The organism is Nostoc sp. FACHB-190 (genome assembly GCF_014696905.1).
Lineage (GTDB): Bacteria > Cyanobacteriota > Cyanobacteriia > Cyanobacteriales > Nostocaceae > Nostoc_B.
In genome coordinates, this window is record NZ_JACJQW010000015.1 from 1 (window position 1) to 24,471 (window position 24,471).

The following is a 24,471-nucleotide window of genomic DNA, read 5'->3' on the forward strand; positions in this document are numbered from 1 at the left end:
GATAAGATGTCGGGCATGGGCGGCTAGTAGTTTCTGAGTTGTCGTTGTGAGAGACAATAACTCTACTACGAAACGCCCTACCTCTTCATGCTCTTATTTTGGCAACGGTATTGCTCATTGGACTGTATATCTTGCACCTAGCCCCTAACCTCTACAACCGATAGCCAACGCTGAAGTAAAAACCATCATCTTGGGCGTTGCTTCCCCGGTCATCTAGGTCTATCAAGGGATATCCGTAATCAAGTTTAATATCAAGCTGTGGTATGGGTTGAAATAATATGCCCAGTCCAATACCGGCAATGAATTTTTGTTGTTGTAAGGTATTTGGATTATCATCCACATTCCAGACATAAGCCATATCAAAGAAAGGTGAAACTTGCAGTGTGGAATTACCAGACGCATCGCGTTGAACTGTCAGACGGTTTTCGACGGTGAGGCGCACACCGTTATCACCAGCGCGGACGTTTTGACGATAACCGCGTACTGACTGACCACCACCGACTACAAATTGCTGGGCGGGTAACAAAGCATTGGGGGTTAGTTGTAATTCTGCTTGGGCGACTAATACACTATCTGTACTCAGGCGTTGGACTCGTTGGGCTTGTGCTAACCAGCTAAAAAACTGTCCGTCGGGGATAGGGCTGGGATTGCTGGTAGCATCAAATATACCAAGACCGAAACTAAATAGCGATCGCAATGCCCAAGCACCATTTAGATCCCGCACCACATAATCTTGACCAAACTTAATTACACGGGTGCGACTGTTCCCGTCGTCATCTGGCCCAAAACCAAAGGGTGTCGGCCCTGCAAAGGTAAAGGTTTGACCATTCTGCACCGCAAAACCTAAAGATAAGGCAAATTCTTCACGGGGTGTTCTAATTAGTGGTTGTCTAAAACTAATTTCGTAGAGTTGTGATTCTCCTCTGATATCGAAACCCGCAAATGGTTCTTCGACAACGTTCGTATCATTGAATGAGGTTCGCAGTTGTAAAGTCCCATCCATCGGGTTCAGTGGTAGGCGATAATTAAAATCAAAAATATTTGCGCCTCCCCTAGTGGTTAAATAATAAGCCGCACTAAATTCATCGCCCAGCCCAGAGAGGTTGCGGTAACTAGCATTCACACCCAATCTTTCCGAACCAATGCTAGGAGGAGAATAATTATCAACAGTTAAAGCTGCATTAAAGGGTTGTGCTTCCGTAACACGCACTATCAAAATACTTTGACCAACACCACTACCCGCCCTTAAACTAGCTTCAACGTTAGAAAATAAAGGGTCAGCCCGGAGTAATCTTAATTGGTCTTCTAATGCAGCAGTTAAAAGCGGTTTACCTGTACCTAATGCTACACGACTACGCACATATTCAGGATTTAAGCGTTTTGTACCTTGAATTTCGATTTTTTCGATTGTCCCTTCAATGACGCGAATTTCTACTATTCCATTGTTAACGGTTTGGTCTACCAAAATTGCCCTAGAAGTAATGTAGCCTTGGTTAAGGTACAGTTGGGTGATAGCATCCGCCGCTTTACGTAGTTCTTCAACTGTGACTTCCCGCCCTTCTAAAGTCTGAATAATTGATTGGAATCTCTCTGGAGGGAAAATTGTACTCCCAGTGACGTTAATTTTTTCTACTTTTATCGTTTGCGAACTTTCTGGGGGTGGAGTTTCCGGCGTTGGGGTTGGTGTTGGTTGTATAGGGGGTTGTGATTCTGGCGGTAAGGGTTCTGGCGTTGTTCCTGGCTGGGGAAAGCGGTCTTGATTGGGGTTTCCTTGGGGATTTGGTGCTTGTGCTAAGGATGGCGAAGCTAAAATAACACAAGCACAACTAAAAATCAGGCTGATAGATAGCCAATGTATGTGTTTTTTGAATGACCCAAAATAAACGGTAGATTTTAAATTAGACATTTTAAATTTTGGTTATAAAAAATCACTCCTATGTAAGATTTATTGTTTCTGGTTTTGCTATTTTATGTATCTTTTTTATTATTTTTTAATGTAATTCTCCAATTAAATTAAATCCTGCCCAATCTTTGGGATTAGGGTACTGCTTCATAGTGGCTAACATCGCCTTTTGTAATGCTTGGGCTTTATTCGGGTTTTGCTTTAACTGACGATAAAATTCAGTAGTTAACACAGATGTTGGTGTATCTGGTGCTGCCCATTGCGAGACAATCACACTAGGTACGCCAGATGTCATCAATGCTAACGATAAACTCAGTAAGCCGTTACCTATGCTACCATGTCCAGGTTCACCAGCACTGATAAAAGCTAACCTAGCACGTAAACGTTTACCTTTTGGTTGGTTATATAAATTCAGAATTTCGCTGGCGGTGAGGAGTCCGTTATTTTCTCCAGCTAATGCAACTCCGCCGGGTATACCTTGTCTTTTGATATCATCTAATACACCATAAGTTGCTAAATGAATGATTTTAGCTTTGGGTAATAAAGGAAGTATTGCGGCTTTACTTGCTTGACTACCAATGAAAGCTTTGGTTTTAAATAAATCAGCAACAGCTAAAGCTTCTTGTTCGGAATTTATCAGTTGTGGTAAAGGTTGGGGTGCTTGATTAATTGCGCGGGAAATTTTTGGCATGGTAGGATTACCCACAACCACAACTTTACTTCCGCCTGTTCTACCACGTTGTTCTTTAGCTAACTGCAAGATTTGAATTGCTGGTACAGTTGAAATTGGGTGTTTTTCAATTAAATATTTACCAGAAATATCAATTAAAGCGGAGAAAGGTACAAATAATAATTCATCTTGGGGTATAAAAATTATTTGGGCTTGTGGATTTTCTGGTAATAAATCAGCAATAGGTTTAATTAATAGTTGATGTAACTGTAATAACGGATTGACAAGCTTTTGGGTTTGTGTCTCTTGACTATTCACACCCAGGTATTTAGGAACACTAGCAACTATTTCAGGGATGGAATTAGTGGAAGTGAAGGTATTTTCTGGTGTGGGTTTGACTTTGCGGAAGGTAATTTTACCTGTGGGCTGAATTACCCAAATATATAAGCCATCATCAGGAAGAATAGAATATTTGACTAAAGTAGCTTTTTGTGATTTAGCAATTTTTTGAATATCAATAATTGTCGGTAAAATAATTGACTTGTGTGCAGTTTTTAAATTATTATCTTTAGCTTCAGAAGCTAACCGCATTCCCATTAATTGTAAGAATGTCATAATACTGCCTTGTTCAGCTATTTCTAAGGCGGCTTCTGGCTGATTTTGGGTAATTAAAACTTGTTGTAGTAAGCGATAGGTATTGTTTTGTTCCGCAGCGTAATCAATTGTGTTAGCTAAATCTAAACGTAACGATGTCCAAGTTTTAATACTCTCTTGTAGCGTGGTTTTAGCTTCATCGAATTTGTTTGAGTTGAGATATACAAAGGCTAAGTTATTTAAAGCTGTACCTTGAGTGTAATTATCTTTATTTGCTTTAGCAGAGTTTAATTGTTCTTGATATAATGCGATCGCTTGCTCGTATTCCTTGGCAAAAGTGTAAGCGCGTCCGAGTTGTCTGATGACTTCAGATTTTTGGGTTTTATCGGTAAGTTGTAGCTGTTGTTGATAAAATGCGATCGCAGCTTGAAAGTCACCTTGAGTTTGATAGGTTTCTGCTATCTGTTTAAAGGTCAAGCTGACGATGGTATTATTGTTTAATTGCTGGGCTAATTTTAACTGTTGTTGATAAGTTGCGATCGCTTGGGTAAATTGCCCTAATTTACGATAAGTTGCAGCGAGGTTTTGTAAAGAATCAATTTGCAGTTGATAGTTATTATTATCCTTGGCGGTTGTAAATTGTTGGGAATAAAAAGCAATCGCTTGTTTATACTCAGTCGCCGCATCATGATCTAAACCAACATTACCTAAAAAAGCTGCTTCTCTGTCGGGATTACCAATTTCTTTTTTAAGTGCTGCGGCTTGTGTTTGATATTTTTTCGCTAACTTTTCATCGCCAAGATTAATATATGTATTGCTGAGATGTTCAAAAATTTGTACTGTCAGCGATTGGTTAGGAAAATTTTGCGTTAGTTGTAAACTTTGGTTGTAAAAATTAATCGCAGTTTGGTATTTACCGAGAGTAAAGTAAGCGTCACCGATGCGAAATAGTGCAGTGGCTTCTCCGGTGCGATCGCCTGTTATTTGATATAGTTTGAGTGATTCTTGTAAGGATGCTAAGGCTGATTTAAATTGTCCGTTTGTGAGTTGTCTATTACCGAGGTTTAAGAGTAAGTTGGCGCGATATTGTTGTGCGTCTAATGGTTTGGCGGTAAGGGGGGAGAGGAGGAGGAGAGTTATTGTTAATAATAATAGATGGGGTTTCATGATTTTTTTATCTCACGCAGAGACGCATACTTCGACTTCGCTCAGTAACCAGAGGCGCAGAGAGGAAATTGAGAGATGAGTTTTAATCAAATCCTGGGGGGAGTTCTAAGGGTGAGAGTTTATCTGGTTGAGAAGGTGTGGGAGAGTTAGGATTAGGTGCGGTGTTGTTGGTTGGAGATGGTGAGGTTCCGGGAGAAGTTCCGGGGGGTTGGGTTGTTGGGGGTGTGGGTGGGGTGGGAATTTCTGGTTTTGCGCCTTCTAATTGTGGTAGTTGTGGTTGATTGGCTGCGGAATTAGGTGGTAAAAAAGTTTCGATGGTGACGGAACGAGTTACTTTTTCACCAGTGGAATTAGTGACTTGTAAAGTGATGGTTTCGCTACCGGGTTGTTGATTAACTGGGTAAGGTATTGTACCGTTACGGGGGATGTCTCCGGGTGCGGGAAGAAGTTCGACTTTAATGTTATTGCTACCTTCGACTTTCCAAGATAAGTTGAGAGGTTTATTTGGTTTAAGGGGATTAATTACTATGGGATATTTGGGTAAGGGATTGTTACCATCAATTTTAAATTCGAGAATTTTGCTGGGTAGAGGTTGGACTTTTACTAAGTCTGTTTTTTGAGTAATACTTGGTTTATCTGTGTCGGTTTTGGTAAATACTTGCAGTTCAAATATATAGTCGCCTGCGCCGCGATTGTTAGCAGGAATTTTACGACAATTTAGTTGATTATCTTGTTGGTTACAGAAGGCTTTGAGTGTGTCGGGAATGCCTTGAGTAACATTATAAGTTTGTAGTGGACTGTTAACTAAATTTTCGGGCGATCGCCCAATTACTCGTAATTCTTTGATTTTATCTAAATCGTTAATTTTCCAGTTGAGGCGAATGGTATCTGGACTAATTTTGGTAGTGCTAGGTTTAACTTCTTGGTAAACAGATTGTGCTGGGGAAAATTCTAAAATTTGCGGTGGGGGAATGGGGACTATTTTAATCGTATTGGTTTTAATTGTGTCGGCTGGTAAGTCGGGATTATTATTAGCAAATGCTTGTAGTTGAAAAGTATATTCTCCTGGTTTACGCGCATCTGTGGGTACATTAGAACAAGTTAACACTGCACCCATTTGACAAAATGGTTGTAGTTCTTGGGGAAGTTTACCGTTAAAGGTATAAATTATTGGTTGTACCGCCGCCGTACCATCAGCAAATAAGCCAGTTAAAGATATAGTTTGCAATTTTTTGGGGTGGCGAATTTGCCAACTTAGGCGAATAAAATCATTGTTGGATGCTTGATAAGTAGCGTCGGATGAGAGAAATTGCAAAATTTTAGGAACTGCTGGGGGACGGAATAACCACAGCCAAATCAAAAATGCGATCGCACCGATAATTCCTAAAGCCGTCAGTAATACAAGTAAAAATTGCCACCAGGGACGCGGTTCCCAAATTAAGCTTCCCGGTAAAGCGGGGTTTGGTAAAGGTATTTGTTGCTGATCTACTAATTCAATGCGAAAATTCAGCAATCTTCCTGCACCGAACATGGGACGATACCACCATTTCACAGGTGTGACTGTCACTTGGGTTGCAGCTTTTTCCCCTGGTAATACACGTAAAACCGTTGGCGAAGTTACGTAAGTACACACCTGATCTTCATCGACAGGAACCGCTTGACAAGTAATTTCCCTGACAGTATTACCCGCATTCGTGAATTTAACTTCAAAAGTTCCGCCTTTGCGTCTCACCCGATTTACCACTATCAGCATTTCTGCATTTAGCAGATAAGAGGGTAAAATTTCCCAATAAATCACATCCAACAACATCAAATCGGGATTATTCGCCGAATACAAGCGGATGCTGGGGTAATAAAGTCCGGCGTTTGCGCCTAGTGGTGGTTGAAACTGGAGTAAGATTTCTCCTTTCTCGCCAGGGTTGAGATTCAAACCCATGTTGGGAATAACAAGTCCCGCAGTTTCCAAACCTTCGGGATAGCGAATACTCACCCATTCTTCAGGTAAATCAAGACAACTGAGGCGAAATCTGTCTACCCTATCCGAACGGTTGTGGACATTAACATTAACTTGCAAGATTCCGCCTGGGGGAATTTTGGCAGGCGATCGCGAACTTGTCAGAGGTATTAAGCTAAAAGTTGGGTCACTAACTCTTACAACCGTTTCAATTGCAGGTAAAACCTGAATTTTTGCCCCATGTCGAATTGGCGTATCTTCAGGATAATGTAGCGGCGCATCAACAACAATTGCATAGTTATAAGTGCTGGGAATTGCTGTTACAGGTACTTGAAATTCAAATAACACCTCACCCACAGAATTAGGGCTTAGTGCCAACCTTTGTTTCGGTGCATCACACCATTGAATTAATTGCGGCGATAATTCATCAATAAAAATATCAATTAAGGCACTTTCTTGACCTTTATTAGTAACCGTTACATTAATTTCAAATTTTCCCCCAGCCTGGACTGCATACTCACCAGAAGGATTAAAAATAATCGCCAGAGGATTTCCCGGCGCAAGGGTTTGTTGCAGATTTTGTTGTTGAATACCGCGTTTTGCTGCCAAATTAACGCGATATTTCACCTCACCACCAGTTAAGATTTGCTGGACAAAACCTTCGTCAACTAATTCATCTAATAAAGCTAATGTCGCTTGTTGATTTAAATCTAAATGAATTGATACTTGGGTGAGGGTAACGCTATCAGGATGCTTAATCAACCATTGGACAATTTTGCGCTGCTGTGGGGGTAACAGTAACACATCTGCCATACTCAAACCGAGTTGGGAATTACTAGTTCTTGAATTTATGGCAGTCATGTTTACCCCCAAAAAGTTAAAAGTAAAAAGGTAAAAGTAAAAAAGATTTTAACTACGTCTATTAGTATTCATCATTATTGTTTACAACCAACATTTTTATTTAAATCTCTAATATCTAACCTGACTTTATGATCATCATTACCACTAATAATCAAAATTTTATTCTTCACAACTTTTACATCTACACTATTAAATCGTTGTTTTTCTTTACGTATTTCTTGACCAACAGGAGAAATTCTTTTACCTTCTTGAGTTAAAGACCATAGCATAACGCGATTATCATCACCCCCACTAGCTAAATAACAACCATCTCGACTCAACGCCACAGAACGCACTGCTTTCTCACCATGACCATCAGACCATTTCTCTAAAATTTGACATTGATTGTTACTATTTTTTAAACATTGGTTCATATCCCATAATGCAATTTGTCCCATATTATCGGCTGTTGCTAATAAATGTGGTTTGTATTCAGGACTATCCATACTGACAATATAATCATTTTGGCTACCGGGGCGATTATAGGGAATTTTCCATAATTTATCTTTGGTAAAATTCCAGATAGCTAAATTGTTATATCTCCCACCAATGACTAAATTTTGTTTATCATGTCCAACAGTAGCAAGAGCATATACAGGAAAGTTGAAATTCTTACTATTAATCGGGTTAGTCATAGTTTTCTCATCATCTAACAATGCGCTATTTACATCCCATTGCGCCACTACACCACTACCATGACCGCTAAATAAAAAGTGAGAATCTTGGCTAAATTCTAAGCTTAAAACCCGGTCTGATTTCTCACCTTCAAGTGAAAAAGTTGCTTTTGGTTTTTTTGTCCCACCAAGTACATCCCAAATTTGGATTTCTCCGTTTTCTAAACCTGCGGCGACTACATCATTACTCACAGGTTTATAGCGTACAATTCGCACAGATTTACCAATCTTTTTAGCCATTCTGCCATCATCTTGGTTAATCAAGGGATTAGTAAAACCTGCAATATTCCATCTAATAATACTTTGGTCTTGGGAACTACTCACAGCGCGATCGCCTACTCCATTAAACTGTACAAATGTCACAGCATCACGATGACCAAACAACGGATTATTCGGATTTAACCATGATATATACCAAAGTAAATATAGTAAGAGACATCCTAAGCCCATCTGTAGCCAAGGATGTAAAATTGGATGAATAATGAGTTGTAAATATTGATTCTCATTATTAATATTGACGCGGTTATCTGGTACAATAGCCTTAACTTTAAATGCCCGTTTTTCCTTCCACCCTAACCACCACCGCCGCTTACTAATTAATAGTTGTAAATTCTTAACTTCTCCCGGATTTAATTCTACAAATTCTGGCTGCACTTCCCAGAAACATTTACGCTTGGTTTCCTCATCTTCTTTAACTTCAATATTTACCTTTTGAGTTATATTGCTGTGATTTTGGCATTCAAGTTGATAAGTAGTATAGTTAACTTTTAATTGTGGTAGCCAAGGACGAGATGCAGGTATTTGTTGTTTTTCTGGTGTGCATTGAAAATCAACAAACCCTGCTGGAGTAACATTAACTACGCCTTCTCGACTACTAGATGGAAGTCCATTCGGATAATTAGCCTCAATGGTAAAAGGATATGCTTGACTTGGTACTTCTTCAGCAATTGGTAACTGACATAAAAATGAAGTTTCTGCTTTATTGCCTGGTGGAACTGGTAATAGTTTTTCATCGCCATTAATAAACCATTGGGGTTTAAGTCCAATCGGTTTTAAAGAAACACTCGCAGGTAGCTGACTAGGATTAAAAACTCGTACTGGAATCTCAATTGTTCCCTGTGGTTGAGTTGTAAATTCTCTTATTGGTAACTCAACCTGCATCGGTACAGCACCAACACCTGCTTCAACTATTAACCGCAGCAATTGTCTGTCTTCATCCCGCAATTCTAGCGAAAAAATTCGCACAATCAAGTTCATTTTGCCGATAAAACCGGCAACAGGTGTATTAGTAATTGTGACTTCAAATTTTGTACTATCTCCTGGTGGATTTTTCGCGCTCACCGCAGGTTTAATACTGTACCAATTAGTCCCCAAACTTTCACCACCACCAGCCGCAATGATTTCGATTTGAAACGAAGCAAACTGATTGCTTTCATTCACTACAGTCACTTCAAAAGAAGCTGGTAAACCACCCGGTTGAAAGTTCAATACTTGTGTAGAAATTTTAGTGTTAACGAGATTAACTGCCATAAATAGAGTGCTGAGTTAAAAGTGCTGAGTGCTGAGTATTTAAAACTCTGTGTTCCTTTGCGATACTTTGCGTTAAAAAATTATTCCAACTTATTAAAAATATTTTTTAAAGCATCAGGCTTAGTTGAAACAGGTGTTGCAGTTTGTTGCCGTAATTGCGTCATTCGCTTACGCTTCCAAGCAAAATTGAGAATATTAATGCCTAACTCTTGGGCGGTGCGAATGGTTTCTCGTGGTAAAGTTAATTTTTCATCTAATCCCCAAGCCAGTGATAAATCACCAATTACTAAAACAATGCCACCTGCAACTAAAATTTGCATCGGCTTTTGATTTATAGCTGGTAAAGCAGCAAATAAAAATGGTTGTGTTCTTAATGGATGATGTTTATCAAGTCGGCGTAAATCTTCTAAAGGTGTGGCTAAACTTTCAGTAATTTCTAAAACACTTTCTAATCTATCAACTGCATCGGTGGGTGATTCAACTAACAAAACTCCTCCACCATCTAGATAACTTTTGAGATTAGCTAATTCTTGCACATTTAAAATTAACGGTTCACTACCAGTAATAAATAACAAATCATAATTAATTGCTATCGTTGGGTCTAAAAGTGGAAAATTTAAGCGGGGAATTTGCTCATTTCCTTGGAGGGTACAGGTTAGACTTTCGGTATATCTTAATAAAGAAGCGAGATTTGCAAAACTACTGCCTTCCTTAGTTTCCTGACTATCAAGATGCGCCGCGCGTACCACAGCAGTTGGACGCGATCGCGCAATTTTCCGATAACGAAAATCCAAACTATTCAAACTCGGATAAAATACATCTGGGGGATTTTCTAAAGTTACTAATCCCGGCTGTAATAAAATTCGACATAACTCCACCTCAAACACATCAGGCGGCGTTGTTTTTTCATCAATGCGAAAAGTTTCTGTTTCAAATTCACTAACTTGTTTGCGTTGTAAAGTATCTGGATCTACATAACGCACAACTAAATAAATTAAGCGGGGTTTTTCTTCCGTAATATCAGCCGAAATATGAAAGTCTATCGGTTGCGGAACCACAATCGGATTTCCATTCACATCAATAGCAATTCCTGGCTGAATTTGTAACCATCGCCCATCATTATATTGTGATGGTACATCCTTCGGCGCAGGAATCAAACTTACCCCTAAACCTTCAACTATTCCTGGTTCATTTAGCGATTGATAATGGATATTTTGTCGCTGACGGTGATAATCATGCGATCGCTTCCACCGTTCAGCGTTAATTAATAAACCATCTTGAATTTGTAGTCGTTCTAGGGGGTGAATTTCCATAATTAGGGAGTAGGGAGTGGGGAGTAGGGAGTAGGGGTGTGGTTCGGCTACTTCGGCTGCGCTCAGTACAAGTTCGCTCACCAACCTTGGGTTTAGGGGGAAGAACCAATAACAAAGGACAAATGACTAATGACCATTGACTATTGACTCATCTATATAAAGTTCATAGGTACAAAAAGCGGGTTTTTCTTGGTCAATGATGTGTCGCACTAATTGTTCATCTACCTGATTTGAACGTTGCGGACGAAGGCGCACGATAAAATGATACGGACGACCGCCGCCAATCATCGCATCTTCACCTAGGCGTGTATTTCCTAACACAAAACCTTCGCCGCGAATTTCTTCAATACAAATATGTTTATCAACTTCTCTAGTAATGTGTCCATCTAAAGGTAAATCTGTATAAAGATGTATATATAAACGCAAACCTCTACGTGTTCCCCGCCAGCGATAAAGCTCAACAGCCGAACGAATTAAATAACGTTGTCGTTCTAACGTCCAACGACGGTCAATCGGCCAAGCGACCCAATGGGCGAGAAAAGGTAATAATGTTTGCGGTGCGGTCATGGGGTCTAAATAAGCCCACAACACATCCAGCGTTTGCACTGAGGGTTCAAAAGCCTGTTCAAAAATCTTCAAGAAGCGACTAATAAAATCAACTTCTCGATAAACCGCAGGTAAAAACTTGGGATAAAGACTGCGGGGACGGACATATAAATTTAACCCAGCCGTTTCAACTAACTGTCTACCAGTCCCCTCCTCGGTGTAATTAACATGAATGCGACTGTGATAATCCAACACCAAAGATTGACCAGCCACCAACGCGGGAGTTTCAAAAAAATCGGCAGAAAGTTGGAAGTATAACACCACATCCATTCGCGATCGCGGTGCGAGTTCATACCCCTCCATCCCAATGCGACACCACTCAGCCGGAAAATTCCCCTCCACCCGCACATTCAACCGCAGCATCCGACTACCCAAGTTTTCTAGTTGCAAAACTATCTCACTCGGTTCCGGCGGATGTATCACCAAATTTGAGTGCTGAGTGCTGAGTGCTGAGTGCTGAGTATTTAGTGCTGAGTGCTGAGTGTTGAGTGCTGAGTGTGAAAAATCGGCTGCACTTGTACTCACTGCTAATGACTGTACCGCATCAGGTAGTTGCATAGATGTGAGTTGTAGGTGCAGGATTTGGTTAGTCATAAAAAAGTGTGGTTTTTATTCTTGTTTATTTTTGTCAATAGATGCACGAAGACCACCGATAATTCTGCCAACTTCTTGTGCTTGATTTAAAATCTGATTAAATTCGTGTGACTGGATGTATTGAACATCTAAAGCTACATAAAGTTGAGAACGTAATTCAGCACAAGAAGCTTTAGCCATTGAAAGAAACTGATGAAATTCTCTAGGTCTATTACGCTCAAATCCTTCAGCAATATTAGACATTATTGAGACTGATGCTCTTTGCATTTGTCCTGAAAGTCCATAATCTTTGCTAAAAGCTCCCTGTTGTGTAATTTGATAAATTGCTTTAGTCAAAACCCTAGCTTTTTGCCAAGCAATTAAATCCTCAAATCTTTCTACTTTACTCAACTGATTCACCTCCATAACTCAGCACTCAGCACTCAGCACTTACTTACTGAATTAAATTAACAACATGACCAGAACGCAACCGCGTATTTTGCCAAGAACAAATAAGACCCAACGCCCCCGGATCAATCACCGGATTTTGGGGAAGCGATCGCACCCAAGTTGAACCCACATAGCGCAATTCAAATAACTGCACTACCCCCAAATACCGCACCGCCGGAAATTGCTGAAACAAATTGACAATATCCGAAGGGTAAACAGGTCGCCCAAAAGGCCAGCCTCTCCCATCCTGACCCCCCGTAATCGGATTCAAAAACCGATACAACGCCACCCGTAATTTACCTAAAATCTCTTGCTGGGCGGCAGGATGGTTGTATTCTGGTTCCAGCGCAACTTCTGTTTGCACTGCTACCCCCACATATTCCGGGGCTTGCAATTTAACTTGTATTCCTAATAACCTCCGTTCATCTAAATAAGCAATAATTTGGTCACGCAATTGCGGACTCAGACTAAATAATTCTGGTTCGATACCTTCGCCACGATTAATTGCATCTGTATTCGCCGCCGGGACAACTAATAATTTGATGGTTCCAGCCTCTTGTGTAGTTGTCGGTGGTAAGCAGCGCACCCGCGCCACTGCACCACCACCAGCTTGTAGGGTCAACACCTCAAAATCTTCGGGAGTCACAGCGCGATCGCGGGTTCGCAACATTGCCGGAACGCGAATCACCGCATCTTCCAAAGATTCCGCATCCGAACCGTTACGGGCTGGTGTATGGTTAATCAACCTCGCCACATACGGAACCGCATTTTTCGCTACGGTAATCGTCCCCCGTTGCACATTCCCCTTACGCCCGCCACCAGTGCGGTATGCAACCATCCGAATTACCGACCCACGCGGCGGAACAGACCCATATTGCCTTTCTAACTCCTGAATATTGGCAAAATTCCCTACTCCCCTCCTTAATTCTGTCTGTTGCTGGAGTTGGGCTGGTTCCCGAATCACCGGGCCAAACTGCACAGTCCCAGTACGCGAATCGACGGTGTAGTGCAAATCTTGAGGAAGAGAATTAGCAAAATCGCTGACTTCATACCACCGTTGAGGGATTCCCCCTGGCGGCGAAACCAGCAAATATTCATCTTCTCGACGGTTCAACACCGGAACGCCTTGTAATTGAAAAGTTTGTCCCGGCGTACCATCACTTTCTCCTAAAATTTCATTGCGAATCAATTCACTTTGACTCGCACCCACAGTTCCGCCGATTGATCTCACCGCCAAACCAATCATGCGCGGCGAACTGCTATAGCCTGGTTGATTGGGTTGGGGCGCAGTATAAACACAACGTAGCCAGCGTCCTTGATAGGCGGTGAAAGTCGTCACAGGCCAAGATTGCGGTAAATGCAAAACTATATCCGCACCCTGTAAGGGGTTAATTCCTTGGGTAGCTAATTCGCTAAAACTAAAACCCTTGGTGCTGTCGTCCGATTCTTGCAACAGTACCGCTTCCCATTCCACACCGTTCCAAGCTTCCCAACGGCGCGGCGGAATGTCAGGGTTAATCCCTGTGGCGGTGGCGGCTTCTCCTTTTAATTGCAAGGCGAGAACATTTCCTTCGCACTGAGATTCCCCATCAATCACTAAATAAAAACTGTTTCCGGGTTGGGGTTGTTCTTCAAACAGTGCTAACTCTCTACCATACCACTCACCATCAGAGCGCATCGTCCATAAATTAGTAAAGCGATCGCGCAAAATTTCCGGTTTTTGATCAGCAGTGGGACAGGTGAGAAAGTGGCGAATTTGCGGTTTATCAATAATTAAAGGCCGATCTGTAGTGAATGCGATCGCCTCTTGGGTTTCCGTGCGAATTGTCGCCACCTCCACCCCAGCAGGAATTGTGTAAGTATCAGGTAAAGCCGCACTCAAATAAAAAGTAATATCCGCCACAGCAGGCGCAGGCGCTTGCAACCTCACACCCAATAACTCTAAAAATGTAATGTAATTACGCTTTGGTACTTCATTGAACCGCAGCAACATTTGGTCAGTTAACCAAGCAAATAGCTCAATCAGCGTGATGCCTGGGTCACTGGGGTTATAATTCGTCCATTCTGGACAATAGCGGGGAATCCGCAGAATACACTCATCAACTAAATCTTTAAAAGTGCGATCGTCTAGATTAGACTTGGGTAACTTCGGTAAAAAATCAAATTCCACAATATTAAAAATAATTAGTTAAAACACACAAATGACCAATAACAAATGACTACTGACCATTCAAATAAAACGGAAATACTAAACTCCGCGAATCATGGCTATCTTTAGGATGATATTCAATAACAATATCTACACGACCTCGCAGGGGATCTGGGTCAGCACGCACCGCATCTAAAACAATGCGCGGTTCCCACATTTCCAAAGCTTCTTGGACGTGTAGACGCAAAAGTAATAAAGTTTGCGTATTCATCGGTGCAAAAGTCAACTCCGACAACCGCGAACCAAAGTTAGGACGATACACCCGTTCACCCAACTCGGTACGCAGAATCAGCATCATCGACGCTTCAATATTGCGATCGGCTTTACTAAGTTGCAGACCTCCTTGGACATTCACCCGCAACGGAAACGACCAGCCCGCACCCAGGTGTTGATTTTGATTGAGTTCTGGCATGGTAGGCACATAGTGATGAGCAGTTTACGCTACTTTATGCCGATCGCTAAAACTAATACCATTCGCCAAAAGTCGAGTTAACGTTTGTTTTGGCAACATCGTCTGTGATTAACCTATATCCCAATACAGTTCTGTTAAGGCAACAACGGAACCCAACATTTTCAAGGCTTTGTTGGGTTACGCGATCGCTACACCCAACCTACTATTCTCTTAAATGAACCGTATTGACCTATATCCTTACTTAGCACCTGCATCTCTTAAAACAGATTCCATTTCACAAATTGCTAAGTCGATTTCCTCATCAAAAATTTCCTCTCGGTCAAAGCTATGAAGTAAATACAAAGCAGTTTCCCCATTTTTTCCGGCAAAGTTGACATTTGCACCTGCTTCTAAAAGGAGACGAACAATATTTACCTGCTGACTTTTGGCTGTTCCCCAAATACTTTTAGTACCACATAGCCAGGGAATATGAGCATCAACAGCTATCATTAACGGAGTCCAACCATCTGTCTGGTTAGGAATATCAGGAGTCGCACCTAATTGCAGCAAGGTTTGAACGGCTTCAAGATATCCATTATTTGATGCTGTCCACAAAAGAGTACATCCATGATCACCAATCCTATTAATATTCAATCCTTGCAAAATTTGCGCTTGACATCTTTCGATGAATTTTAATGATGCAGATCGTATTGTGTCGTTTAGACTTGGCTCTGTAATCGTTGACTGAGCTAAATCATGAAGCCATTGACCAAAAGAGTCAGGATTATCTGTACTAGGTTTAGAGTTGATCAGTTGTTGAAAACTAGTGTTATCTTCAGAATACGAAAGTGAATTACTTTTGAGACCATCAGCTAGATATAACATTGCTTGTCTACGTTGACTGATGGAAGCCAGTGGCGCTAAGAACTCAAATATCTCTTGCTTTCCTGTCGCAGCAGCACTCAGTAAGGGATCTCCAGTAAATCTTTCATCATCATCAAAACCAAAAACTTCAAATTCAGGATGTGGATTTTCTGATTTTGGGCGAATCTCTAATGGTTCTAGAGACGCACCTTGCTGCACTAATAGCTTGACAACATCTAATCGGTCATTAACTACTGCCAAATGAATTAGGCTATCTGGTTCCTCTCCTTGCAAAACATAGTTATAGTTACTAATTTTCTTCAGTAAAGATGTGAACTTTTCTAAAGAAGCACTTTGAGTAAGTGCTTGCTCAAATTCTTGTGAAAAATTCATATAAGTCACTAATGACGATGACTATGAGACACATTCAAACAATGTCAACTTAATGCCGTGATATTTCTGTTCAGTGTATCACTTTATATATAGTATTTTGCCTAAGTACATTTACTGAATATACAAAAATCAATGAATTTACGGTGAACTCTCAGAAATGAGTCACTTATAATCGAGTTGCATCAACTTTATTTAAAAATATAATTTTACAAAATTCCAGCCTATACCTAAAAAATGGCAGTTATTCGGCACTAATTATAGGGGTGACAAATAGCCAAGAATAAATGAAAATATTCAGCTATTAGGTATACAAGACTGATGCTTAAGCAAAATCTGAAATAAAATCAGGATGAGAGCAAATGGTTAAAAGCAATTTCAGGAATCTGATTGTAAAAAAGGATGTATTAGCTCTTCTCAATGATTTTGCTAAAGCGATAGATTGTCAGTTTACTATAGAAAATACGGAAGGCGAAATACTCTTCGGGCAAGCAGGAGACAATGGTGCGATCGCCCATCCAATAGAATTTGCTGGTGAATTGATTGGTTGGGTACATGGTTCACAACAGGCGGCTGGTGTTGTTTCACTTCTTGTCTATGCACTCAAACAAGAATCTGAAAAGAAAAATCTCGCCCATGAACTGCTAGAAAGATATCAAGAAATTGATTTACTCCATGATATTTCCATTCAAGTAACTGCCAGTCTCAATCTCCGCCCAGTTTCTCGATTACTCATCCAAGAAGCTGCTCAATTAATCCCTTCTACTGGTGGCGCGATTTTATTATTAAATCAAAAAACCAATGCCTTGGAAATTCTCGCTGAAATTGGCAGCAGCAGTTATCTCCAGCAACCAATCAAGTTAGGCGAAGGCATTATTGGTAATATAGTACAGATGGGACGCGGGGAAATTGTCAACAATATTGTTGCTTATCCCAGATACCTTGGAGAAAAGAAACAATTCAATTCCTTGATTTGTGTGCCGTTAAATGTTGAAGAACGGGTAGTTGGGGCAATTGTCATTGGTAGCGAAACTGCTGTTAATTATACTAGCCGAGACTTAAAGCTATTAAGTATATTGGCAATGCAGGCGGGAGTGGCGATTGAAAAAGCCTTGCTTTATGAACAAAGTTGTGAAGCAGCGAAAATTGCCCAAATCCAAGCGCAACAACTCCAAACTACACTGCATGAATTACAACAAACACAAGCACAGTTAATTCAAAGTGAAAAAATGTCAAGTTTGGGGCAATTAGTCGCTGGTATTGCCCATGAAATTAATAATCCGGTCAACTTTATTAGTGGAAATATTAATCATGCTCAACAATATGTTGATGATTTATTGCGTCTAGTACATATTTATCAAGACAACTGTGATTATCTTCCAGAAATTCAAGAACTCAGCGAAGAAATTGACTTAGACTTTGTTTCGGAAGATTTACCTAAACTCATCAGTTCCATGAGTTTAGGTATTAAGCGTGTCCGTGAGATTGTGTTATCCTTACGCAACTTTTCTCGCACCGAACAATCACAAATGACCGCAGCCGATATTCATGAAGGTATTGATAGTACTCTGCTAATTTTGGACAATCGCTTAAAGACAAGCCGTAGCAACTTTGGAATTGAAGTCATCAAAAATTATGATGTCATACCTTTAGTTGAGTGTTATCCCAGCCAACTTAATCAGGTATTTATGAATATTCTGGCTAATGCGATCGATGCTTTAGATGGTCAAGAAAAAGAAGGGGTGATTACTATTAGTACCTCATTGGAAAATGGCAAATCATTTGCCCATTCTCCATATATAGTGGTTCGGATTCAAGATAATGGTTCAGGAATGACCCAAGATGTGCGCGATCGCCTTTTTGAACCATTCTTCACCACCAAACCCATCGGTAAAGGTACAGGCTTAGGAATGCCCATTTGTCGCAAAATCATCGAAAAGCATAACGGTCAAATAGAATGCTTCTCTGAACCCGGACAAGGCACAGTTTTCTGCATTCACATTCCCATCTCCGCTCGCAAGAATGTCGAAGTACCAAAAAACATGCTGAGTAAAGGCTCTTTTACCTTTCAGCCACCAATTAACACCGTCGGCGCACCTATACCCACAACTGTAGTCAACGGCACACCAGTGACAGTATTCACCCCAGCTACCTGAGATGTAACTCGCGCCGCAGGTCTACCACCAATCAAAACCGTAAAAGACCCCAGCACAATACTACCAGTCACCACAGGCCCCGCCACTAAATCGCCAACACAAGCTGCGGGTAAACCTACAATTAAAACATTCGGCACACCAGGCCCAGTAATTGGATCGCCTGTGACAGTTAAATCAGTTAATCTTGCTGCGGGAAACATAATTTTTTAGGGAGTAGGGAGTGGGGAGTGGGGAGTAAGGGTGCAAGGGGGAGTGGAAGAAGGTGCAGGGGTGCAGGGGGCAGAAGAATCAATGACCAATGACAAAGGACAAATGACAAATGACCATTAACAATTCAACCGAATTATCCCGCCTAAAATGCCGACGGAAGCTGCACCGTTGATACTGACTGTAGCGCCAGCATTGACGCTGACCGAACTACCAGAATTAGCGGAAATTGCGCCACCAGCGTTAGCACTCAAAGAACCTCCAGCTTGCACACTGATGGAACTACCAGATTGGATACTCACAGTTCCCGTCGTTCTCATTGTGATACCACTAGTTGTCAGTTCAATACTTGTACCTCCTACAGTTAAAGAAATTTTTTGTATTGCAGTTAAAGCAATTTCACTACCGTTGACACTAATTTTATTGGCTGTCCCGGTTGTGCCAGATTTAACGGTGATGTCACCTGTGGAAGTCAAGCTAATGGTTTTATTGCTGTCATCACAGCGAAATTTGTGACCGCCTGTAGTTTCTAATTCAGCAAATTTCTCGCTGTCATTCATTCGTAAGTTATGACCGCCTACTGTTTGCAGATATGCACCTTTTTTAGTAGTGCTTTTGTCTTCTTCAACGAATTGGAGTTTATGACCAACGCGGGTTTTAAATGTCCGCAGGCGCACTTTGCCACTAACAACGGTATCAGCAACTGCTTCTGGTGGTGCGTCTGTGCCATTCCACACACCGCCAATGACGTAAGGACGATGAATATCGCCGTGTTCAAAGGCGACTAAAACCTCATCGTTGATCTCTGGTAAACAGTCAAAACCTCTTCCTGGGCCTGCACCAACACTCACAACTCTTGCCCAATTACTTTCATGCTCTTCAGTTAATGTTGGAAACTTCACTCGCACACGACCCCAACCTTTTGGGTCTTGGTTGTTACTCACTACACCTACTAATAGAGTTTGTCCTGCTTGCAGATGTGTTTGGGGTGAGAGAGTTGCTAATAAATCTCCAGAACGCAAACCCCGCACACTAAACTCTGTAACGAATTTTCGCTCCTGAAACAGATGGCGAGTTTCTGTCACGTAGTAGCTACCACTGTAACTACCCATATCTGTCAATTTAATTACTTTCCCTGGTCTGATGTCGGGATTTCCTTCGCCTACAGCATCAGCCGCAACAAACTCACCGCCTAGTTCATTACACAACGCTTGGGCGATTTTCTGGGCTTCATTCACACTAAACACAGGCTGGTCTACCACAATCATTTTCGGCTTGATACTGAATTTTGTGCTAGTTGAACTACCTTTGCCGTTATCTGTGGTGGTAATAACCTGCTCTGTAGAGGCTGTAGAAATAATTGGCTTTTTGGTAGAGTAGTCCCAGCCTCTTACTTCCACAGAACTGACTTGTTCTGCACTGCTAACACGAACCCGGAAGTTATGGATATCTTCTAACCATTTAAGTGATAAAGATTCATTTTGGGCAGGTTGGCGAAAGTTTAATTTACTATCCTGCACATATAATTCAAAGCCGAGGCGGGCGGCTCGTTCCCGCAAAAATTCCATATTGGTCTGATTTTCTTGAAAGACGTAATCATGAACAATAGTGGTAGAGGTAACTGTACCTGCTGTAATACCTGCTTCACCGATAACTTCGTTGACCACATCGCTATCGGTGACATTTTGAAAGGAGCGATTGTAGCGTCCTCGGTGCAAGCGGTGGGACATATCATAGCCACGAATGATGATGGGAGCTTGAGAACCACTGGTGAACTCAGTTTCTATGGCTGTAATTTCCCCTTCTAAGACGTAACCTTGCTCTGCATCTTCAAAATCTGCGTTTTGCGTCGTGCTGGAAACAAAGCCAATTTTAATTTTCTTACCAATAGCAAATAAACTTTGATGCTTCCAAGTTGCTTCTGTTGTCTGTCCTGGAAAGTAATCATTACGGATTACTAAAGTAAACATTCCTGGTAAATGCAAACTTTCTTCGACTGTGATTTGCAAAATATCATTGAGCAAATCAGCAGAAGCATTAGTGCCATCAATTTGTAATAGTGGCTCAGGTATGTAAAGGACAGGCATACATATTGGCAAGAGGTGATTGCCAATAGCCTAGTGAAGATATTGTGTTACACGCTATTCCCCAAAGGTCGAATTAACTGCGGCTACTTCTGCTGTCGCCAGTCCGGTCTACGCTGCTAGATGTCCCCATTCCTGGCTGAGAAATTGATTCATCCACTTCCTCTAGGGTGAGGTTAACTTTGGCACGTACTGGTGTACCGTCTGGTAAAAACAAAGTCAGGCTGTAGTTAAGAGATTGGACAAAACAGCGTAAATATTGCTGGTCGCCCCAGGTAAATATATACACTGGTGGGCGTTTTTCTTGACCTGCGCCAGCTTCAGCAAAGTTAACTGCTTTTTCAAATTTTTTCAGATGGGTGAGGACGCTAGTACCGCTTTCGTAGGTATCAAATATGATGTTACTAATACTGAGTCTGCACGGTTCTGGGTAAGCAAAACTAACTTTCGGTAAACCTCGTCCTGTACGCGCACCGCTACTTTTAGTCAAATTAATTTGCTGCGAGAAGTCTAACTGGCTGGGGTTAAACATAAACTCGATATCTGGCGCAGCTTGTTCTGTAGCGATGAGTTTTGCTTTTACTAAACGACTAGTCATATTTGGGGAGTCGGGAGTGGGGAGTGGGGAGTGGAGAAATGGGGGAGTTTGGGTTAAAAGTACTGATCATGAAAATTAACTAGTACAGGTCGGCGGAAATAAACAGACCATAAGAAATTGCTAAAAGGCTTGTGGTATCGTTATTCTTTCTTTTTACTTTTGCCTTTTTACTTTTGCCTTGCTGTACTAGCCCCTAGCCCCTAGTTCCTAGCCTCTTTCTTGATTATTTCTGCTGGACTGTCAAAGTATACTTATGTTTGGCATCAGAATTAAATGTACCGACCCAAATTTGATAAATACCTTTTTTCCAGTTGCGATCGCTAATACTAGCATCTTTACTTCTACCAGTGTCATCGCCGCAACGAATTGTGTCATTGTCTGGGCCTTTCACCAGCAATGTTGTATCTGTATTCCCCGTGTTAACTAATATTGTTAGTTGCTCAAAGTCTTTTTCTAAAACCATTGTGTAATCTGGTTTAGGATCTGCAAAGCCAATGCAAGCGTTTTTATTGCGATCGCGGTTACTAATCGCCGACAAGGAAAAAGAACCACCCGTATAACCCGAAAATCTACCTTGGGCAGTTTCAAACCCTGGTACTAGATTGAATTTACCAAAGTTGGGTGTTTCGGCGATCGCTGGTGCTGCTGTAACAGCTGCTAAGATAGCTAAAACCCAGCCGATTCGCTTCTGAAGTCGGGGGCGACAGTCTTTCATAGTAGCTCTCCAACAAGCTTGACTAAATGTAGTTATATATACATATTGTAATTAGTTCATTCCTGAAAAGTTTGATTTGGCTGTGCCACATTAAGATGTGACACAAAAGTATGAAGTGTGAAGTCTGAAGTCTGAAGGGTAGTCCGCGTAGGCGGACTAGCGTAAAGTCAAAAGTTTTGTCCGTGTAGCAGCGACTTCAGTCGCTTGGTGCAAGAGGTGAATCTTCATTTCATACTTCATACTTTACACTTCAGACTTTTTCTTACTCTTGCAGTTGTAGGAAAATCCCGCCTTTGAGTACGTTTGTTTCGCTACTGTAACTGCTGACTGTGAGCGATCGCAATCTGTTAAAAAATGGTTTACCCAGGACTTCTATGAGTTTCAGTACGGGGATTTGCCTTTCTAACACTCCTTGACTTTTTGCCCAATCTAGATATACATAACCTTGATTGGGTTGGGGAATCGCCGCGACGCTGGTTTGAAAATTGCGACTGTCTAGTAAGGATTTTTCTTTACCTGCAAGAACTTCATCCATTGTCGCCAAGTCGGAAGTAAAAATTTCGTAATTGTCGAGGGTGGTGTGTATCCCTTGGGCTGTGGCTTCAATGGTGAAGGATGGTTGGTCTTTATTTGCTGTTTTTTTAGCGGTTAACTCTGTCCAAGCGGAGATTTTTTGTTTATCTAAACTCAGAGTACTACTACTAAGTCCCTTTGCAGAGGCGATCGCATCTAATTTCGCAATTCCTGCTGGTAATTCCTCAGTTTTCTCCACAACAAAAATCCAATCGGGGAAAACTTGGCCTGTACGTGGTAAAAGTGCGATCGCATATTCTCCTTTAACCCAGCTAAAAATATCTTGATTAAAGTTCATCCCCCAGGTTTTCTGGACTTCTGTTAATGGTTGTACCAATCGGGAAATCACATCTGTTTCCGAACCAGAAATGGCTGTTTTAATTTGCGTCCAGAATTTGGCTAAATCACTGTCAGCCAAGTTGCTTAAGTTTGCACCAGAAATTGCCAAACCCGCCGATGCTGGAATATATTTCAACGCCTCGACTGGTTGTGTGAGTGGCGTGGCTGCTTGGGTGAGTTCGGATGTTGTTAAAAAGCTGGTTTCTGCTAATAAACCTTTGGAGTTCAAGCCCAAAGACACAATTTCACTGTCGTAGGTTGGTTCTGGTAGTTCTAAACTTTGCCATTGAGCAATGATGGGAAAATTCAAGAAAGCCACGGCTAAGGAAGCTTCGGGTAATTGCTGGAGAGCTTTTTGGTATTGGGGCGAACTAGTTAAATTGAGGTCTGGTGCTTGGACGTTGTTAATTGCATCCTTGACAACGCTGGGACTATTTGCAAATAACACAAAGCCATCACCAACCACTGCGGCTGCAAGTTGGCTGTCGTAAAGCACCTTCACACCTTGATATTCTTCTGTATCTAAGTTAGCGCCAGCTAATACTCGTTTTGAAAACAACAACTCGACAAACTCGCGGCTTTTGTCTTGTTTGTTGGTAGCTAAAGCCATGAGATATCCTGGCTGCTGTCCATTGGCGGAATCACGGTCTAAATCTGTGGTGGTGACAGCTAGGGTAATTTCGTTACCCAACCAAGGCTGAATATCTTTTTGATAATCAATGCCACTTTTAGCTAATAAACTGGTTTTGATTTTAGAAATTTCTCCTTCTCGTTCCAAAGCCTGCAAACGGTCAGGGTTGGTGAGTAACGACACCATCACCGGAGAAAGCTTCGACACAAAAATAGCTGCACCAGGCTGAGAGGTGGTGGAAGTGACGAGGGTAACAGGAGTTCTGGTGAAGAACCAAAAACCTGCGATCGCAATTAATACCAGTGCGATCGCACCAGCGACTATAAAACCAAAAAATGAGCTTTGCCGATTCACCATAAAGTTATTAAATACTGACTTTCACAGCCATTTAAGCAGAATTAATGAACAGGGTGTAAGGATGTGAAAGATAGGGATGCGGGTTTAGGTGAATAGAATCATTATTTTCCCTTATACCCCAACACCCTTAACCCCCTACACCCCGCCTGAACAGACAATCTTGAGACTAAGCCTAAAATCACTGAGAATCATTGCTCATGCTAAGGGTCAGATTTTCTGTCAACATAAATGTATAGGATCGTTTACAAAAACTTCATGACAGATAAATCCTTTGGGCAACCCATGACTCAAATTACCGTTGAAGAATTAGCCGAACGTTTAGCTACTGGCGCTGCAAATATTCAGTTAGTAGATGTGCGTGAACCTCAAGAATTAGCGATCGCCAGCCTCCCAGGGTTTGTTAACTTACCGTTGAGTGAATATGCCAACTGGAATGAACAAATTTTCACGATGTTGAATCCAGAGGCTGAAACCCTTGTCCTTTGTCATCACGGTGTGCGTTCTGCTCAGATGTGTCAGTGGTTGATTGCTCAAGGATTTACAAATGTCAAAAATATTACAGGTGGTATCGCCGCTTATTCTCAACTAGTTGACCCAGAAATCCCACAATATTAGTCAATAGT

At 41.4% G+C, this 24,471-nt stretch carries 17 protein-coding genes; 2 read left to right on the plus strand and 15 right to left on the minus strand.

Annotation, left to right across the window (positions count from 1 at the left end; translation table 11 throughout):
* Positions 1–151 precede the first annotated feature (151 nt).
* From H6G28_RS17130 to H6G28_RS17175, 10 genes are all read right to left on the minus strand, one after another.
* Positions 152–1,906, minus strand: a complete 1,755-nt coding sequence (locus H6G28_RS17130) for a ShlB/FhaC/HecB family hemolysin secretion/activation protein (RefSeq protein ID WP_190590515.1) — start codon at positions 1,904–1,906, stop codon at positions 152–154.
* An 85-nt stretch (positions 1,907–1,991) separates the two neighbouring features.
* Positions 1,992–4,334 (minus strand): CHAT domain-containing protein, encoded by a 2,343-nt coding sequence (locus H6G28_RS17135; RefSeq protein ID WP_190672560.1) that lies wholly within the window; start codon positions 4,332–4,334, stop codon positions 1,992–1,994.
* An 82-nt stretch (positions 4,335–4,416) separates the two neighbouring features.
* Positions 4,417–7,149, minus strand: a complete 2,733-nt coding sequence (locus H6G28_RS17140; RefSeq protein WP_190672562.1) for a hypothetical protein — start codon at positions 7,147–7,149, stop codon at positions 4,417–4,419.
* A 74-nt stretch (positions 7,150–7,223) separates the two neighbouring features.
* Complete coding sequence (locus H6G28_RS17145) at positions 7,224–9,392, minus strand: WD40 repeat domain-containing protein (RefSeq protein ID WP_190672567.1); 2,169 nt, start codon at positions 9,390–9,392, stop codon at positions 7,224–7,226.
* An 80-nt stretch (positions 9,393–9,472) separates the two neighbouring features.
* Positions 9,473–10,786 (minus strand): DUF4159 domain-containing protein, encoded by a 1,314-nt coding sequence (locus tag H6G28_RS17150; RefSeq protein ID WP_313949943.1) that lies wholly within the window; start codon positions 10,784–10,786, stop codon positions 9,473–9,475.
* A 45-nt stretch (positions 10,787–10,831) separates the two neighbouring features.
* Entirely contained in the window at positions 10,832–11,905 is a 1,074-nt protein-coding gene (locus H6G28_RS17155) for a phage tail protein (RefSeq protein ID WP_190672570.1), read from the minus strand.
* Between the two features lie 15 nt (positions 11,906–11,920).
* Positions 11,921–12,304 (minus strand): four helix bundle protein, encoded by a 384-nt coding sequence (locus H6G28_RS17160; RefSeq protein ID WP_245894916.1) that lies wholly within the window; start codon positions 12,302–12,304, stop codon positions 11,921–11,923.
* A gap of 34 nt (positions 12,305–12,338) precedes the next feature.
* Positions 12,339–14,504, minus strand: a complete 2,166-nt coding sequence (locus H6G28_RS17165; RefSeq protein ID WP_190672574.1) for a putative baseplate assembly protein — start codon at positions 14,502–14,504, stop codon at positions 12,339–12,341.
* A gap of 49 nt (positions 14,505–14,553) precedes the next feature.
* Positions 14,554–14,955, minus strand: a complete 402-nt coding sequence (locus tag H6G28_RS17170; protein ID WP_190672578.1) for a GPW/gp25 family protein — start codon at positions 14,953–14,955, stop codon at positions 14,554–14,556.
* 237 nt (positions 14,956–15,192) lie between these two features.
* The gene (locus H6G28_RS17175; RefSeq protein WP_190590522.1) at positions 15,193–16,191 is read right to left on the minus strand and encodes an ankyrin repeat domain-containing protein; all 999 of its coding nucleotides are present in this window, start codon (positions 16,189–16,191) and stop codon (positions 15,193–15,195) included.
* 359 nt (positions 16,192–16,550) lie between these two features.
* Between H6G28_RS17175 and H6G28_RS17180 the strand changes: the two genes are divergently transcribed.
* Positions 16,551–18,344 carry an ATP-binding protein gene (locus tag H6G28_RS17180; protein WP_190590523.1) on the plus strand — a complete coding sequence of 598 codons (1,794 nt, stop codon included), beginning with the start codon at positions 16,551–16,553 and terminating at the stop codon, positions 18,342–18,344.
* On the opposite strand, the gene H6G28_RS17185 is transcribed toward H6G28_RS17180, so the two are convergent.
* From H6G28_RS17185 to H6G28_RS17205, 5 genes are all read right to left on the minus strand, one after another.
* On the minus strand, positions 18,257–18,544 hold the full coding sequence (locus H6G28_RS17185; RefSeq protein ID WP_190590524.1) for a PAAR domain-containing contractile injection system baseplate protein: 288 nt from the start codon (positions 18,542–18,544) through the stop codon (positions 18,257–18,259). The genes H6G28_RS17180 and H6G28_RS17185 overlap by 88 nt on opposite strands.
* 126 nt (positions 18,545–18,670) lie before the next feature.
* Complete coding sequence (locus H6G28_RS17190) at positions 18,671–20,638, minus strand: VgrG-related protein (RefSeq protein ID WP_190672581.1); 1,968 nt, start codon at positions 20,636–20,638, stop codon at positions 18,671–18,673.
* A 73-nt stretch (positions 20,639–20,711) separates the two neighbouring features.
* A complete protein-coding gene (locus H6G28_RS17195) occupies positions 20,712–21,233 on the minus strand; it encodes a CIS tube protein (protein ID WP_190590526.1) in 522 nt (173 codons plus the stop codon).
* Positions 21,234–21,456: 223 nt separating this feature from the next.
* Positions 21,457–21,948, minus strand: coding sequence for a hypothetical protein (locus H6G28_RS17200; protein WP_190590527.1), 492 nt, complete (start codon positions 21,946–21,948; stop codon positions 21,457–21,459).
* Positions 21,949–22,210: 262 nt separating this feature from the next.
* A complete protein-coding gene (locus H6G28_RS17205) occupies positions 22,211–23,848 on the minus strand; it encodes a DUF3352 domain-containing protein (RefSeq protein WP_199332874.1) in 1,638 nt (545 codons plus the stop codon).
* A 255-nt stretch (positions 23,849–24,103) separates the two neighbouring features.
* On the opposite strand from H6G28_RS17205, the gene H6G28_RS17210 reads away from it, so the two are divergent.
* Positions 24,104–24,463, plus strand: a complete 360-nt coding sequence (locus H6G28_RS17210; RefSeq protein WP_190672584.1) for a rhodanese-like domain-containing protein — start codon at positions 24,104–24,106, stop codon at positions 24,461–24,463.
* Positions 24,464–24,471: the final 8 nt, after the last annotated feature.